This is a genomic window from Streptococcus porcinus (assembly GCF_900475415.1).
Taxonomy (GTDB): domain Bacteria; phylum Bacillota; class Bacilli; order Lactobacillales; family Streptococcaceae; genus Streptococcus; species Streptococcus porcinus.
In genome coordinates, this window is record NZ_LS483388.1 from 1,319,391 (window position 1) to 1,336,346 (window position 16,956).

The 16,956-nt window shown below is 36.8% G+C and carries 11 protein-coding genes; 5 read left to right on the top strand and 6 right to left on the bottom strand.

The genetic code is table 11. The annotated features are described in order from the left end of the window. Positions 1–51: 51 nt before the first annotated feature. Both DQM45_RS06570 and DQM45_RS06575 read right to left on the bottom strand, forming a co-directional pair. Positions 52–2,739 (bottom strand): cation-translocating P-type ATPase, encoded by a 2,688-nt coding sequence (locus DQM45_RS06570; RefSeq protein ID WP_003084302.1) that lies wholly within the window; start codon positions 2,737–2,739, stop codon positions 52–54. A 327-nt stretch (positions 2,740–3,066) separates the two neighbouring features. Continuing rightward, the gene (locus tag DQM45_RS06575; RefSeq protein ID WP_003082740.1) at positions 3,067–3,453 is read right to left on the bottom strand and encodes a DUF1934 domain-containing protein; all 387 of its coding nucleotides are present in this window, start codon (positions 3,451–3,453) and stop codon (positions 3,067–3,069) included. A 79-nt stretch (positions 3,454–3,532) separates the two neighbouring features. Here DQM45_RS06575 and DQM45_RS06580 point away from each other — a divergent pair, with 79 nt between their 5' ends. From DQM45_RS06580 to DQM45_RS06595, 4 genes are all read left to right on the top strand, one after another. Then, positions 3,533–4,834: an HD domain-containing protein gene (locus DQM45_RS06580; RefSeq protein WP_003084909.1), complete on the top strand. Its 1,302-nt coding sequence runs from the start codon at positions 3,533–3,535 to the stop codon at positions 4,832–4,834. A gap of 170 nt (positions 4,835–5,004) precedes the next feature. Beyond that, positions 5,005–5,814, top strand: coding sequence for a sugar-phosphatase (gene yidA / locus DQM45_RS06585; RefSeq protein WP_003082842.1), 810 nt, complete (start codon positions 5,005–5,007; stop codon positions 5,812–5,814). Further along, positions 5,814–7,037 carry an aminoacyltransferase gene (locus DQM45_RS06590; protein WP_003085445.1) on the top strand — a complete coding sequence of 408 codons (1,224 nt, stop codon included), beginning with the start codon at positions 5,814–5,816 and terminating at the stop codon, positions 7,035–7,037. The genes yidA and DQM45_RS06590 overlap by 1 nt, the downstream gene beginning before the upstream one ends. Beyond that, the gene (locus DQM45_RS06595; protein ID WP_003085493.1) at positions 7,037–8,269 is read left to right on the top strand and encodes an aminoacyltransferase; all 1,233 of its coding nucleotides are present in this window, start codon (positions 7,037–7,039) and stop codon (positions 8,267–8,269) included. The genes DQM45_RS06590 and DQM45_RS06595 overlap by 1 nt, the downstream gene beginning before the upstream one ends. Positions 8,270–8,360: 91 nt before the next feature. Here the strand turns inward: DQM45_RS06595 and tpiA are convergent, their stop codons facing one another. From tpiA to ppc, 4 genes are all read right to left on the bottom strand, one after another. Continuing rightward, on the bottom strand, positions 8,361–9,119 hold the full coding sequence (tpiA, locus tag DQM45_RS06600) for a triose-phosphate isomerase (protein ID WP_003085796.1): 759 nt from the start codon (positions 9,117–9,119) through the stop codon (positions 8,361–8,363). A 209-nt stretch (positions 9,120–9,328) separates the two neighbouring features. After that, a complete protein-coding gene (gene tuf / locus DQM45_RS06605) occupies positions 9,329–10,525 on the bottom strand; it encodes an elongation factor Tu (protein WP_003083585.1) in 1,197 nt (398 codons plus the stop codon). Between the two features lie 247 nt (positions 10,526–10,772). After that, a complete protein-coding gene (ftsW, locus tag DQM45_RS06610; protein WP_039984885.1) occupies positions 10,773–12,047 on the bottom strand; it encodes a cell division peptidoglycan polymerase FtsW in 1,275 nt (424 codons plus the stop codon). Positions 12,048–12,223: 176 nt separating this feature from the next. Further along, entirely contained in the window at positions 12,224–14,929 is a 2,706-nt protein-coding gene (ppc, locus tag DQM45_RS06615; RefSeq protein WP_003084207.1) for a phosphoenolpyruvate carboxylase, read from the bottom strand. 194 nt (positions 14,930–15,123) lie between these two features. Here ppc and pepF point away from each other — a divergent pair, with 194 nt between their 5' ends. Next, on the top strand, positions 15,124–16,923 hold the full coding sequence (pepF, locus tag DQM45_RS06620; protein WP_003085000.1) for an oligoendopeptidase F: 1,800 nt from the start codon (positions 15,124–15,126) through the stop codon (positions 16,921–16,923). Positions 16,924–16,956: the final 33 nt, after the last annotated feature.

The window sequence follows — 16,956 nt, forward strand, 5'->3', positions numbered from 1 at the left end:
AATGTAATATAAAAAAAACGATTCTGTAATCAGAATCGTTTTCTAGTTGACTTAAATAGCTTTATCATCCATGCCCATTGCACGTTGGATAGCTTTAACCAGTTCAACAAGGACAACCATCAGTAGACTACCAATAACAACAACTAACCACTGGCTGGCACTTAGGTGAGCAACGTGGAAGAATTTGTTAAATCCTGGAACAACTACGGTTACCATTAACATGATAAATGCTAGCGGAATTGAGTAGTTAAAGAGTTTATTTTTGAAGAGTCCTACTTTAAACATGGATTGGTACACTGACTTAACATTATAAGCATGTACTAACTGAATTAACCCTAAAGTAACGTAAGCCATCGTTAAGGCATCAGCATGAATCTCTTTATAAGTTGAATGCTCTGGGAACATTAGAGCAAAAGCATAAACACCCAACACAAGTACGGTTTGGAAGGCTCCTTGATAGAGAATAGCTTCTTTTACTCCACCATCAAAGAAACTTGATTTACGCCCACGAGGTTTGTGTTTCATTACACCTGGCTCAGCAGGTTCTACCCCTAAAGCAATAGCTGGAAGTGTGTCAGTTACCAAATTAATCCAGAGCAAATGAACTGGTTGTAAAACATCCCAACCAAACAAGGTTGCAAGGAAAATAGTTAATACCTCAGCCATATTGGCAGAAAGTAAATATTGAATTGTTTTTTGAATATTAGAGAAGACCTTACGCCCTTCTTCAACTGCCACAATAATAGTCGCAAAATTATCGTCGGCAAGGACCATATCCGAAGCACCTTTAGACACTTCCGTACCTGTAATTCCCATACCGATACCAATGTCAGCAGTCTTAAGTGATGGTGCATCATTAACACCATCGCCAGTCATGGCAACAACTTTTCCTTCATTTTGCCAAGCTTTGACAATGCGTACTTTGTGTTCTGGTGATACACGTGCATAAACTGAGTATTGTTTGAAAACTTTTTGGAATTCTTCATCTGTAAGCTCGTTCAATTCTGCACCAGTAAAGACATGATCTCCTGTATCATTTTCGTCAATGATTCCTAGACGTTTAGCAATAGCTTCCGCAGTATCTTGGTGGTCACCAGTAATCATGATTGGGCGAATGCCAGCTTCTTTAGCCACTTTAACGGCTTGTGCTGCTTCAGGACGTTCAGGGTCAATCATCCCAACTAAACCTGAGAAAATTAATTCTGACTCCACTGATTCTGTATTCAAAGTTGGAATGGCATCTACATGCTTATATGCCATCATCAAGACACGTAAAGCTTGTTTAGCTAAAGACTTGTTCATGTCTAAAATGGCTGTTTTATCAGCTTCAGTGATTGGCCGAATATTACCATTCTCTTCAATTTGTGTGACACGTTTTAAGAGTTGATCAGGAGCACCTTTAACAGCTACAAAGTAAGGAGCATCTGCCACCCCTTTATGAATAGTTGCCATTAATTTACGATCAGAATCAAATGGTAACTCTGCTACACGAGGTTCTGAAGCAAGTACCTCTCGAACATCAAAACCATGATCAAGACCATACTGGACTAGAGCTGTTTCTGTTGGATCACCAATTAGCTTACCAGATTGATCAATTTTTGTATCATTGGCAAAATTCATAATGCGCAAAGTGCTATTACTAAAGTCAATATCAGATCCAGCAGTTTGCAGTGAACCGTTTGTATAAATCTTTTCAACTGTCATCTGGTTCATCGTAAGAGTACCAGTTTTATCAGAAGCAATAATTTCAGTTGAACCTAAAGTTTCAACAGCAGGTAACTTACGAATAATAGCATTACGCTTAGCCAAGACTTGGGTTCCTAAGGACAAAACAACTGTTACAATAGCTGGTAATCCTTCTGGAATTGCAGCAACAGCTAAGGCAACAGAGGTCATGAGCCCTTCTAATGGGTGTTGCCCACGGATAAAGACGCCTACTGCAAAAGTTATGGCAGCAATCACCAAAATAGCATAAGTTAAAATTTTAGAGAGATTATCTAAATTTTGTTTTAATGGTGTATCAGTCTCGTCAGCATTTGCTAACATCCCAGCAATATGTCCCACTTCGGTGTACATTCCGGTATTGGTGACAACCCCTAGACCACGTCCATAAGTAACATTTGAATTTTGGTATCCCATATTGACACGGTCACCGATGCCTGCATCCTCAGCAACTTGAACTGTAATATCTTTTTCAACAGGTACAGATTCTCCCGTTAAGGCAGCCTCTTCTATTTTAAGAGAATTAGCTTCCAATAAACGCATATCTGCTGGAACAACATCTCCTGCCTCAAGTAAGACAATGTCACCTGGTACTAATTCTTTTGAATCAACCTCAATGACATGACCATCACGCCTAATTCGCGCAAGTGGACTTGACATTGACTTCAAGGCTTCAATAGCCGCCTCTGCTTGTCCTTCTTGATAGACACCAAATGCCGCATTAAGAACAACAACAGCTAGAATAATGATAGCATCAGTCAAGCCTTTTGATCCTTCGGTGATAACAGAAAGCATGGCAGCAACGATTAAAATAATAATCATTAAATCCTTAAATTGATCAAGGAATTTCATAAAGAGACTTCGTTTTTCACCCTCATCAAGTTCATTACGACCAAATTGGTCTAAACGACTTTTAGCTTCGTCAGATGAAAGTCCTTCTCTACTTGAATGCAATCGCTCAAGCACTGTCTCCTCGGATTGTGTATAATACACGTCTTTTCTTTGTTCTTTAGACAAATGTTTATCCTCCTTGGCCTTTTCTGTATAGAAAAAGACCTGTTTAATTTAGTTAAACAAGTCTCGCTGTTTCAGATTGCACCGGAAATCGAAATTCCGTAGTGACGATGCAATCACGGTTTAAAACCGTCGGCTACTCCCTTGATATAATAATCATTATAGTAAAAAAACATTAAAAAAACAAGAATTTTATACAAAAAACCTCAAAATGTAATGACTAACTCATCTCTCTTAAATCCAACTTTCAGTCAACTAATAACTTAGCTGTTCCGACTCTCTTAACAATATTAAAATGAAGCTTATCAGGGAAGTGGGTCTTTATTATAGCTAGTACCAGAGTATCTCTAGCTGATAATTTGCAAAAATAGCGAGACTCTCTGGTTGAACTAATTTGTAGGAGATAATTATCTTTTGCTTCTTAGGATCAAATTGATATTCTGCAGTATCGGTTACTAATTGTTGAATCCCAAGGGGGGTTGGGATATTAAAAACATGGGGAACCCCTTTTTCAAAAGTCATAATGGAGTGTGGATTAGAAAAACGATTCATCACCAGCGAACTAGCATCACACTTAATTACCACTTTTTCATCTTCAGCATTCTGATAGACAAAATAAAGATACTTACCCTTTTCATGTAATTGACAGTTTTGTACCTCTTTAATTTTTTCTACTTGATCGTCAATCAAAATAGTATTTCTAATCTCTATCTTCATAGCAATTCCATTCTATTAATTTACCGTGTCTATTCTACCAATTTCTCCTCATTTTAGCAATTTTTGCTATAATAGAGGTATGAATGAAAAAGTATTTCGTGATCCAGTCCACAATTATATCCACATTAGTGAAGATGTTATTTATGACTTAGTCAATTCTAAAGAATTTCAACGATTGAGACGAATTAAACAAGTTCCGACAACTGCCTTTACCTTCCATGGTGCAGAGCATAGTCGTTTTTCACATTGCCTTGGCGTCTACGAGATTGCTAGACGTGTCACTGAAATTTTTGACGAACGATATTCCGATATATGGAATAAAGAAGAATCACTCTTAACGATGACAGCTGGTCTCTTACACGATATTGGTCATGGTGCCTACTCACATACTTTTGAAAAGCTATTTGAAACGGACCATGAAGCCATCACTCAAGAAATTATTACTAATCCGGAAACGGAAATCAATAGCATTCTTAGACGAGTTTCGCCAGATTTTCCCGATCAAGTAGCCAGTGTTATTAATCATACGTATCCAAATAAACAGGTTGTTCAGCTCATTTCTAGTCAAATCGATTGCGATCGGATGGACTACCTTTTACGTGATTCTTATTTTTCAGCAGCAAATTATGGGCAATTTGATCTCATGCGCATCTTACGTGTTATCCGTCCAGTCAAAAATGGCATTGTATTCGAAAAGAATGGCATGCACGCGGTGGAAGATTACATCGTTAGTCGATTCCAAATGTATATGCAAGTTTATTTCCATCCAGCCAGTCGAGGAGTTGAGCTAACGCTGCAAAATCTACTCAAAAGAGCTAAACGTATTTATCAAAAAGATCCTGCTTATATTATTAAAACAGCACCTGGATTAATTCCTTTTTTGCAAAACAACTTTACATTAGCAGATTATTTAAAACTTGATGATGGTGTTTTAAATACATACTTCCAAGAATGGATGACGAGCCAGGACTCCATTTTAGCAGATTTAGCTTGTCGCTTTATCAATCGAAAAATTCTAAAATCAGTGACCTTTGATCAAGCCTCGGAAAATAAATTGAATCATCTCCGTCAACTTGTCGAAGCTGTTGGATTTAATCCTGAGTATTATACTGGTGTACATGTTAATTTTGATTTGCCTTATGATATTTATCGTCCTGAAATGAAAAATCCAAGAACACAGATTGAAATGATTCATAAAGATGGTCATAGGTCTGAACTTTCACTCCTATCACCTATTGTCAAGACACTGACCGGTACAACATATGGTGATCGTCGCTTCTACTTCCCAAAGGAAATGCTAGAAGCAGATGATCTCTTTGCTAAAGATAAAGAAGAATTTATTTCCTACATTACTGATGAACATTTCCAATTTCCAAATTAGAGCAGTCTCTGCTCTTTTTTAATTATTAATAGTTATAATCTATTAAGCGTTTTCCTTATCGTATCAAGCTATAATTCCGTTCGATTCCATGACAAATACTGTCTTTTTTAGTATGATAGAGGGTAGATATTTTTTGTCTAAAAAGAATGATTAGAATCAAGGAGATTCCCATGTCTATCAAATTAGTTGCTGTCGACATTGATGGCACGCTTATTACGGATGACCGTAAAATTACTAGTCAAGTGTTCGATGCTGTTCAAGAGGCTAAGGCACAAGGGGTCCAAGTAGTTATTGCCACAGGCCGTCCTATTGCTGGTGTTACCCACCTCCTCAATGAACTTAACTTAAATCATCAAGGTAACTATGTTATCACCTTCAATGGCGGTTTGGTCCAAGATGCTGAGACAGGACAAGAAATTGTCAAATCAATAATGTCCTATGACGATTATCTAGAAATTGAATTCCTCAGCCGTAAAATTGGTCTCCATATGCATGCTATTACAAAAGAAGGAATCTATACTGCAAACAGAGATATTGGGAAATACACTGTTCATGAAGCAACACTTGTTAACATGCCAATTTTTTACAGAACACCCGAAGAAATGGCATCCAAGGAAATTGTCAAAATGATGATGATTGATGAACCTGAGCTTTTAGACAAAGCTCTCAAAAATATACCTCAATCTTTCTATGATCAATATAATATTGTCAAATCAACCCCTTTTTACTTAGAATTTATGCCAAAATCTGTTTCAAAGGGCAATGCCATTATTCATTTAGCTGAGAAAATGGGACTTGACCAAAGCCAGACTATGGCGATTGGAGATGCAGAAAATGACCGAGCCATGCTGGAAGTAGTTGGTAATCCTGTTGTTATGGAAAATGGTAGCCCCGAGTTAAAAATGATTGCCAAATATGTCACTAAATCAAATAATGAAAGCGGCGTAGCGTATGCGCTACGCGAGTGGGTTTTAAAATAATGTATTCTTATAAAGTTGATATTTCTGCAGAAGAACTTGATGCTTTTGTACTGTCTCACCCTAAATGCAATATTTTACAAAGTTCTCAATGGGCAAGTGTCAAAGATAGCTGGAAGCAAAAATTAATGGGTTTCTATGAAGACAATCAACTTGTGGCTACTGCTACTCTGCTTATTAGAGACCTCCCGCTAAATTATACTCTCATTTATATACCACGTGGTCCGATTATGGATTTCACCAATTTTGAGCTGGTCGATTTTGTCATTCGCTCACTTAAAGAATATGGTAAGCGTCAAAAAGCCTTCTTTATCAAATGGGATCCTAGTCTGTTTTTAAAACAGTTCTCTGTATCAGAAGAAATAACTGAGGTAGAACCAAATGATTTAACTCTATCAGCCATTAGCTTTTTAAAAAGTAGAGGTCTAGAATGGAGTGGTTATACCAAAGATATCGGGGAAACTATCCAACCAAGATTCCAAGCCAATCTTTATGCTAAGGATTTTGAATTCGCTCAATTACCCAAGAAGACGAGACAAGCTATTAGAACGGCACAAAATAAAGGCGTTACCGTAACCATCGGTGGTCAAGAACTACTTGAAGATTTCGCTAAGCTAATGAAAAAAACGGAAGTCCGTAAAGGCATTCATCTCCGTGGCGTTGATTATTATCGAAAGCTGATGGAAACATACTCAGGCAATTCCTACATTACACTGTCTCAAATTAATCTTAATGATAGACAAAGACTTTTAGAAATACAACTGAGTAAAGCACAAACAGAACAGGCAAAATTTACTGATAAAACTAAAGAAGGTAAAATTAAAGAAAATAAGGACGCTATTAATCGGATAAAAGCTGAATTAAACTTTATTGAAGAAGAAAAAACAAAAGAAAACAATCTTGTTGCTCTTGCTGGAACATTAACCTTAATCTTTGGCAAGACATCAGAAAATCTTTACGCGGGAATGGACGATGATTATAAAATGTACCAAGCCCCTCTTCTTACTTGGTTTGAAACAGCCAACGAAGCCTTTAATCGTGGTTGTCAATGGCAAAATATGGGTGGTGTCGAAAATCAACTTGACGGAGGGCTCTATGCTTTCAAAGCCAAATTAAATCCTCAAATTGAAGAGTTTGCCGGGGAATTTGATATTCCGGTTAGCCACCTTTATCGTCCAGCCATGTTAGTTTATAATCTACGTAAAAAATTAAGGAGCAAACACTAATGCCTTTAGTAACACTTACAGAAGCAACCTTTGAAGCTTTTGCTTCGACAGTAAAAAGCCGTTACTTTGAACAGTCGGCCAATATGAACACTTTACTTAAAAAGCGGGGCTATACAACTGAATTAAAAGGCTTTGAAGATAATCAAGGTAAGCTACAAGTTGCTGCTCTTATTTTTAATACACCAATAGCTGGTGGAGTTCATATGGAAATTCATTACGGACCCCTTTACTTAGATGAATCCTACTTAGTCCCCTTCTTAAAGGAACTTAAAAACTATGCAAAATCCAAGAGAGTAATGGAATTTGTTATTAAGCCATATGCTCATTATCAAGTTTTTGATGATCACGGTAATCCTCAAAACACTGTTGATCAAGATCATATTGATCTATTGGTTAATCTTGGCTTTGTACACACTAAACCTAAAGTTGGCTATACCAGTCATGATTGGCACTATGTGAAGGATTTAACTGGTATTACCGAAAAAACTCTAATTAACTCCTTTAGTAAAAAGGGAAAACCCTTAGTCAAAAAAGCTAAAACTTTTGGAATCAAAATTAAGGCCTTAACAAAAGATGAGTTACCTTTATTTAAAGCTGTCACTTCTTCGACCTCCGATCGACGTGAATATGATGACAAGCCCTTAGAATACTATGAATACTTCTATGACAGTTTTAAAGATAACGCGCAATTTCTTGTCGCTACTTTAAATTTCAAGGATTATTTTACTAATCTGGAAAAAGATCAAGCTAAATTAAAGGTTAAACTCGATAAATTAGAGAACGACTTAATTAATAATCCCAAATCTGATAAAAAACAAAATCAATACAGAGAGTTTTCAAGTCAATTTCAAACTTTCGAGGTTCGAAAAGCCGAAGCTCAAGAATTAATTACTCAATATGGTAATCAAGATGTTATCTTAGCTGGTGCCTTATTTGTTTTTACACAACAAGAAGTAACTTATTTCTTTAGTGGTTCTTATTCAGAATTCAACAAATTTTACGCTCCAACAATACTTCAAGAGTACGTTATGATAGAAGCTATAAAACGCGGTATTAATCGCTATAACCTATTAGGAATTTCTGGATATTTTGATGGGTCTGATGGTGTATTAGGATTCAAACAAAACTTTAAAGGGCATGTAGAATGTACCGTTGGAAGCTTTACCTATTACCCAAATCCGCTAAAACATAAGCTAATTAAAAGCATTAAAAAACTTTTAAAACGCTACTAAAAAGACAGGCTAACCTGTCTTTTTAGTTGTTTTACATAGTTGTGACATAAAAAAACCTTCAACAAAAGCTTGTTGAAGGTTTTCATTTAAACTATTTTACAAAATCAAGTAGAGCTAGGAAGCTTTCAGCTTCAAGTGATGCTCCACCAACTAAGGCACCATCAACGTCTGGACATGCCATATATGAAGCAACATTTTCAGGTTTCACAGAACCGCCATATTGAACACGAACTTTATCAGCAACAGCTTGACCAAAATCAGCAGCAACAACATCACGAACTGCTTTACACATATTTTGGGCATCGTCTTGAGTGGCAGATTTACCAGTTCCAATCGCCCAAATTGGTTCATAAGCAATGACAAGTGATGATACTTGTTCTTCTGTAAGTCCAGCAAGGGCCGCTGATACTTGTGCTCCCACAAAATCAACTGCTTTACCTGCTTCATAGGTTTCTAGACTTTCACCACAACAGATAATTGGTGTTAGACCATTCGCAAAAATAGCCTTAGCTTTTTTGTTGATATCTTCATCAGTTTCATGGAAATAGTCACGACGCTCTGAATGACCAATAACAACATAATCAGTTCCCATTTCGGCTAATACTTTCGGGCTATTTTCACCAGTAAAGGCACCATTATTTTCAAAATAAGCATTTTGAGCTGCAACTTTAAGGTTTGAACCTTTTGCTGCTTCAAGAACAGTGTAAAGATCAAGAGCTGGAGCTGCAATTCCTGCTTCAACAAGATCAGCTGAAGGTAATTTTGATGCTACTGCTTCAATAAAAGCTTTAGCTTCTTCAGGATTTTTATTCATTTTCCAGTTTCCGGCAATAAACGGTTTACGTGACATTTCACATACCTCTTCTTTTTTTATTTACATCTACTATTTTAACACAATTTAAGAGCTAATAAAAGAATATGGGCATTTTTTAGGAATTTTTTCACAAGGAAAATGTTTCTTTCAAACTTATTTCCTGAAAATAAAAAAGAGCCCCTTACAGGGCTCTTTACAATCTGAGTTGTCTGACTCTAATTGTTATTCTGGGAACTTAATTAAAATTAAGCTTCAATTTCTGAAACGATACCTGAACCAACAGTACGTCCACCTTCACGGATAGAGAAAGTAGTACCTTGTTCTACGGCGATTGGGTGGATCAACTCAACGTCGATAGTCACGTTATCACCAGGCATAACCATTTCTGTACCTGCTGGAAGTTCGATTGAACCTGTTACGTCAGTAGTACGGAAGTAGAATTGTGGGCGGTAGTTGTTGAAGAATGGAGTATGACGTCCACCTTCTTCTTTAGAAAGGATGTAGACTTCACCTTTAAATTTAGTATGTGGGTTGATTGAACCTGGTTTAGCAATAACTTGTCCACGTTCGATTTCATCACGTTGAACACCACGAAGAAGGATACCTACGTTGTCTCCTGCAAGACCTTCGTCAAGTTGTTTACGGAACATTTCAACACCAGTAACAACTGCTTTTTTAGTATCTTCTTTGATACCAACGATTTCAATTTCATCATTGACACGAACAGTACCACGGTCGATACGTCCAGAAGCTACAGTACCACGTCCAGTGATAGAGAATACATCTTCGACTGGAAGAAGCAATGGTTTGTCAGTATCACGTTCTGGTTCTGGAATGTACTCATCAACAGTTTTCATCAATTCCATGATGATATCTTCATGAGCTGAGTCACCTTCGAGAGCTTTAAGAGCTGAACCTTGGATAACTGGAAGGTCATCACCTGGGAAATCATATTCTGAAAGGAGATCACGAATTTCCATTTCAACTAATTCAAGTAATTCTTCATCATCAACAAGGTCAACTTTATTCATGAAGACGATAAGGTGTTTAACACCAACTTGACGTGAAAGAAGGATGTGCTCACGAGTTTGTGGCATTGGTCCATCAGTAGATGCAACAACAAGGATAGCTCCGTCCATTTGGGCAGCACCAGTGATCATGTTTTTAACATAGTCCGCGTGTCCTGGGGCATCGATGTGGGCATAGTGACGTGATTCAGTTTCATACTCAACGTGTGCAGTGTTGATTGTGATTCCGCGTTCGCGCTCTTCAGGAGCAGCATCGATAGAAGCATAATCTTTAGGTTGGTTAACTGAACTTGGTAAACGACGTGCAAGAACAGTTGTAATTGCAGCTGTTAATGTAGTTTTACCATGGTCAACGTGTCCGATTGTACCAATGTTAACGTGGGGTTTACTACGATCGTATTTTTCTTTTGCCATTTTGGGAAAAGCCTCCAATAAAATATATTTTATAGATAGACAGTAGGCATTACAGTCTAACTTTACCTTACTATTGTAGCAAATTATAAGGAAAAAGCAAGTATTTTATGCTTTTTGCCTTTTCTTTCTTAGTTAAGGTAACTTAAAAAATACGACTTCCCCTATCCCTCCAACTTTCTGATTTCATATAACCTTCAGTGATTAAAAAAGACTAGCTAGCAGCTAGTCTTTATAATCTAATCTAGGTTTATTTAAAATGGCGAATATCAATGACTTTTCCTTTTTCATCATTGACTGTGTTTCTATAAGAAAGTTCTGCTTCTTTTAGAATCTCTTCTCTTTTTTCGTTAGCATCAATATTTAGGACGAAACCAATAGCCACTGACAAGACCAGTAAACTATTCCCACCTTGAGAAAGGAAAGGAAAAGTTACGCCTGTTGATGGGATAATTCCAGAAACTCCGCCTATATTTACAAATACTTGCATCAAAATCATGCCACCAACACCAAGTGCCATCATGGCATTAAATGGTTTTTTAGCCTTAATACCTACATTTAAAATGCGTAGAATCAAAAAGAAAACTAAAGCTAATATCAGACCCGCACCAATTAATCCTAGTTCTTCAATGACAATCGAAAAAACAAAGTCTGTCTGTGCTTCTGGTAAATAGCCACGCTTTTCAATAGAATTTCCTAAACCAACTCCGAACCACCCTCCATTACTCATAGCATAGTAAGAATGAGCTAACTGGTGGCCTGAGTCGGTCAAATCTTTAAATGGGTTAAAGTAAGCACTGAATCGTTTAGCAACATAACCAAAAATTGGTATTTTAGACACTCGTTCAACTCCGATTACCTTGATACTACCAAGAAATGTTACTGATAATACTGTAATTAGTGTTAAAATACCAGAAAACCAGCGATAACCGATACCGCTAATGGTAAACATCAGGATTCCCGTTAAAACAATGATGGCTGCATTTCCTAAATCCGGTTGTGCGGCAACCAAAAGCACTAAAAAGAGTGAATAAACGCGCCAATCTTTTAAATCACTAGACTGTCTAGGCCACCATCTTCGCTTAGTCAAAGCTTGATAGTCATACCTTGCGATTTCCTCTTGTTTCTTAGAAAAGGTATGTGCAAGATACCAGACCATAATAATTTTTAAATATTCTGCAGGTTGGAAACTAATTGGCCCAAGTATAATCCAGCCGTGCGCACCGTTTACTTCCTGAGTGAAAAAACGTGCTATTAAGAGTAAGAAGGCTTCAAATAACATAACTAGTGTTAGAAGATTATGGTTATTTAGAAAATTCAGCTTTAATTTATAAATAAAAGCAATGGCGATTAAACTGATTATCCAAAAAACTCCTTGACTCAGAACAGCCTTAAATGGATTAGCATGGTATTGTATTAAGGTTGCACTTGTCGTTGAGTAGACCATTATTAAACCAATTACCGACAAGATGAGATAAGGCAAGAGTATAGAATAATTAAGTAAATGCCTTTTATCAATTTTCATAGTTTCCCCTATTCTCAGATAATCTTTAAGCATTATACCATCTTTCCCAATCAAAAAAAAGAAAAAAGGAAAAGTTAACAACTTCTCCTTTTAGACTAAAAATAGTTACTTTTGCTCTCTTCTTCGTTCTAATTATGGGTAGGACCAAACGGTAGTTTTTCAAACTATAGCTTTAATCAACCGGAATTACGTAAACCTGTCGCAATACCATTAATAGTAATATGAATAAGTTTCTCATAATCTTCATCGAGCTGGTTGTGGCGTAGGCGTTTAATCAACTCAATCTGAATGTAATTTAAAACATTAAAATAAGGCAAGCGAAATTCTAAACTCCTCTTCAATGATTCATTATCTTCTAACAAATCATCATGCTGCTCAATGGCCAAAATCATATTTTTCGTAAGTTGCCATTCATCTAAAATATTATAAAAGACTGCTCTAACTTCATCGTTTTGAGATAATTGAGCATACTGAAAGGCAATATTCATATTCGATTTTGACAAAACCATATCTACATTTGACAATAGGGAGTGAAAGAATGGCCATTTTTTATACATGTGTTGCAATTTTGCCAGGTTTCCTTCTTCTTGATCAACAAACTGTCTAAATGCTGAACCAACCCCGTACCATCCCGGTAACATGGTTCTGTTTTGTGACCAAGAAAATACCCATGGAATAGCCCTCAAACCTGTAATATCAGTTATAGTTTTACGAGCTGCCGGACGTGACCCTATGTTAAGGCTTGAAATTTCTTTTATCGGACTAGCTTCAAAGAAATAATCATAAAAATGGGGATTTCCAAAAACAAGGTCTCGGTAAACTTTATTGCTATAAGATACAATATTTTCCATGACGTCTCTAAAACCGTCAATCTCATTTGCATCGGTCAACATCCGTGTGACCATTCGATTGACTGAAGCAGAAATCAACATCTCAAGGTTATAATAAGCAACGTCTTTATTGCCATATTTATTCTCAATAATTTCTCCTTGCTCGGTCAACCGAATCCGGTCTTTAATTGTCCCAAAAGGCTGAGAAGTAATTGCATCATAAGAAGGTCCACCACCTCGACCAACCGTTCCACCACGTCCATGGAAAAAGGTAATTTTAACTCCATTTTTCTGACCAATACCAGTCAGGTCATTTTGGGCTTTGTATAACGTCCAACCAGAAGATAAATAGCCACCATCTTTATTACTGTCTGAATAACCAAGCATAATTTCTTGATAATTATCGTTTGAAGCGATCCATTTTTTAACGATATCATAACTTAAATAATCCGTCATGATTTGTTTAGCATGCTCTAAATCCTCAATCGTCTCAAAAAGGGGAACAATCTGCACACGCGCCTTATCTTTAGCTACTAGCCCAACTTCTTTCAACATGATGGCCAACTCAAACATATCAGAGACACTCTCAGTATGTGAAATGATGTGTTGTTTAATAACATCTTCCCCGAGTTTATCTTTTAGATTGCGTGCTACCTTATAGATAGCTAATTCTTTCTTCAGTAGGTCAGATTTGTCAACGTTAGTTGATGATAAAATTCTTGGGTCCTCAGTCAACTCCTTATATAAAATTTGGCACTTTTCATCTTCACTTAAAGCACTATAATCATTGACAATATTAGCAGCCTTTAGTAATTCTGCCACACAAGCTTCATGTACGCTGGAATCCTGTCTCATATCAATACTTGCAAGAAAGAACCCAAAAATATCAACCGCTTGAATCAGCTCTGTTAAATCACCCGCTACTAAAGAAGCATCGCCATTCTCCATCAAGGAAGCTCTAATAACTTCTAAATCATTTTTAAACTCTCGAGCATCAGAATAAGAAGAAATTTGGGAAGAGTTGTCAGATTCTTGACTTATTTGAGCAAGTGTTGCCTGTATACGGGATTGAATATAATGAAAAGCTTTGCGGTAAGGTTCATTTTCACGATAGATAGACTTATCACTAGAAAGTTGGGCAAGCTCTTCTAATTCCTTACTAGTCGTAATTAAAGTTGACGACATTGAGAAGTTACGGTAGAGAATAGCTAATTTTTCCAGGTAATACTCTAGGATAACTTGATTTTGAAGCATAGCAGATTCTTCTAATGTTTCTGAGATAACAAAGGGATTACCATCACGATCTCCACCAATCCACATCCCCATAGTGACTGGCCGGGCTTTATTCAAGACGATTCCTTTTTCTTTAGCTAACTCTTTATAGCGTTGCGTTAATTTCGTAATAGCAGGAATTAACGAACTTTTGTAATATTGTAAAACATTGGTAATCTCATTTTTTACTTTTAGCTTCTTCTCACGAATGATATCCGTTTGCATAATAATTTCAATATAGCGGCGCAACTCTTCCAACCACTTTTCTTGATTAACTATACCATTTTTGACATCACGATATTTACGGAGCAAGTCATGAATATGATTTGTCAATTCTAAAACTGTTTTGCGTTGGACTTGTGTTGGGTGAGCTGTTAAAACAGGAACTACATTGACCTTCTCCAAAATTACTTCTGCATCATCTTTTAAAGCAACTTCTGAAATAGTGTTTGATAGCTTCCCTAGATAGTCTTTATTTGTGTTATTTTGATAATTGATTTCATAAGCCAAGTCAACATCTTCAGAAATATTTATGAGTAAAGGTAAGATTGAAAAATAACGAGCAATTATGACCATGTCATCATTAGTCAAGTCTTTAATCATTTTTTCAAGTTTAACTGAATCTTTTTGCTCAGATAAAGCTAATATGGTTTCAATTTTTTTATAGACCTGATCACCAGCCATTGACCGTGTAACTTCTTCAAGTAGCCTTTGTAAAATAGCAACTTCTTCTGTAATCATTTTGTGATGGTTACTACTTTCCAACTTTTTTACAGACAAATCATTCACTCCTTTAAACTTTGCTTAAATCAATAATACCACTTTTTAAATAAATTGTAAGACCTTTTGAAAATAAGGTTTGTTTTTTACAAAATTCTTTCCAAGACTCTCATCTAACGATTTTTCTTCTTTTATATTCACTTAAGTTCTTATTTTTTGCTATACTGGACTTACTACGACTAAAGGAGAATATCATGGAACTCAAAAAACGCTCTAGTTTTCCTGAAAAGGAACTCTGGGATTTAACAGCTCTTTACAAGGACCGAGAAGATTTTTTATTAGCCATTGAAAAAGCACTTGCAGATGTAGAGGCTTTTAAGAAAAACTACGAGGGACATTTACAAACAAAAGAGGATTTCGAACAAGCCCTCTATGAACTGGAGCAAATATATATCCAAGTCAGCCACATTGAAACTTATTCATTTATGCCTCAAACAACAGACTTCTCAAATGAAGAGTTTGCCGCTATCGCGCAAGCCGGCGAAGACTTTGTAACAAAGGCTAGCGTCGAATTAAGCTTCTTTGATTCTGCCTTGGCTCAAGCTGACTCCGCTATCCTAGATGCTTTAGAAGAGATTGACTATTTCAGAACAATGATTCGTCAAGCCAAACTGCAAAAAAAGCACCTCCTAAGTCCCGAGGTTGAAAAAGCCCTCACGAATCTACGCGAAGTTTTAAATGCTCCGTATGATATTTATACAAAAATGCGTGCCGGTGATTTTGAAATGGAAGACTTTGAAGTTGATGGCAAAAAGTATAAGAATAGCTTCGTTTCTTACGAAAATTTTTATCAAAATCATGAAAATCGAGAAATTCGAGAAAAAGCTTTCCGCTCATTCTCAACTGGTCTTCGTAAGCATCAAAATACAGCTGCCGCAGCCTATCTTGCCAAAGTGAAATCTGAAAAATTAATAGCCGATATGCGTGGTTATGATACTATCTTCGACTATCTCCTAGCTGAACAGGAGGTCGACCGTTCTATGTTTGATCGACAAATTGACCTCATAATGGCTGAATTTGGTCCCGTCGCACAAAAATACCTTAAACATGTCGCACAAGTTAACGGTCTCGAAAAAATGACTTTTGCTGATTGGAAGTTAGATATTGACAATAACTTGAACCCAGAAGTATCTATTGATGATGCTTATGACCTAGTCATGAAATCAATTCAGCCACTCGGTGAAGAATATAGTCAAGAAATTACTCGTTATCAAAAAGAACGTTGGGTTGATTTTGCAGCAAATGAAAATAAAGATTCCGGAGGCTATGCCGCCGATCCTTATAAGGTTCATCCATACATCTTGATGAGCTGGACGGGTCGTATGTCTGATGTTTACACCCTCATTCACGAAATTGGTCACTCTGGGCAATTTATTTTCTCAGACAACAATCAATCATACTTTAACACCCATATGTCAACTTACTATGTGGAGGCTCCTTCAACATTTAATGAACTCCTCCTCTCTGATTATTTAGAAAATCAATTCCCAGATGCTCGTCAAAAACGTTTTGCCCTAGCTCATCGCCTCACTGATACTTACTTCCACAACTTCATCACACACTTACTAGAAGCTGCCTTCCAACGAAAGGTATACCAGCTCATTGAAGATGGCGGAACATTTGGTGCTGAAAAATTAAACGAGCTGATGAAGGCTGTGCTAAAAGAATTTTGGGGAGATGCTATCGAAATCGATAATGATGCAGCCTTAACCTGGATGCGCCAATCTCACTACTACATGGGATTATACAGTTACACTTACTCAGCCGGCTTAGTCATCTCGACGACAGGATATCTCAACTTGAAACATTCCAAAACCGGTGCTAAAGAGTGGCTCGAATTTCTAAAATCCGGAGGAAGTAAAACACCAAAAGAAACTGCAATGCTTATTCATGCAGATATTTCAACAGAAAAACCATTAAAGGATACTATTCAATTTCTTAGCAGAACAGTTGATCAGATTATCGCTTACTCAAGCCAAATCAACAACCCATAATCTATAAACTACCTTTTGCTAATGGTATCTAAA

Coding starts and splice junctions, on each gene's coding strand:
- DQM45_RS06590 (WP_003085445.1), top strand. CDS start 5,814: ATGTATTCTTATAAAGTTGATATTTCTGCAGAAGAACTTGATGCTTTT.
- DQM45_RS06580 (WP_003084909.1), top strand. CDS start 3,533: ATGAATGAAAAAGTATTTCGTGATCCAGTCCACAATTATATCCACATT.
- tpiA (WP_003085796.1), bottom strand. CDS start 9,119: ATGTCACGTAAACCGTTTATTGCCGGAAACTGGAAAATGAATAAAAAT.
- tuf (WP_003083585.1), bottom strand. CDS start 10,525: ATGGCAAAAGAAAAATACGATCGTAGTAAACCCCACGTTAACATTGGT.
- DQM45_RS06575 (WP_003082740.1), bottom strand. CDS start 3,453: ATGAAGATAGAGATTAGAAATACTATTTTGATTGACGATCAAGTAGAA.
- yidA (WP_003082842.1), top strand. CDS start 5,005: ATGTCTATCAAATTAGTTGCTGTCGACATTGATGGCACGCTTATTACG.
- pepF (WP_003085000.1), top strand. CDS start 15,124: ATGGAACTCAAAAAACGCTCTAGTTTTCCTGAAAAGGAACTCTGGGAT.
- DQM45_RS06595 (WP_003085493.1), top strand. CDS start 7,037: ATGCCTTTAGTAACACTTACAGAAGCAACCTTTGAAGCTTTTGCTTCG.
- ftsW (WP_039984885.1), bottom strand. CDS start 12,047: ATGAAAATTGATAAAAGGCATTTACTTAATTATTCTATACTCTTGCCT.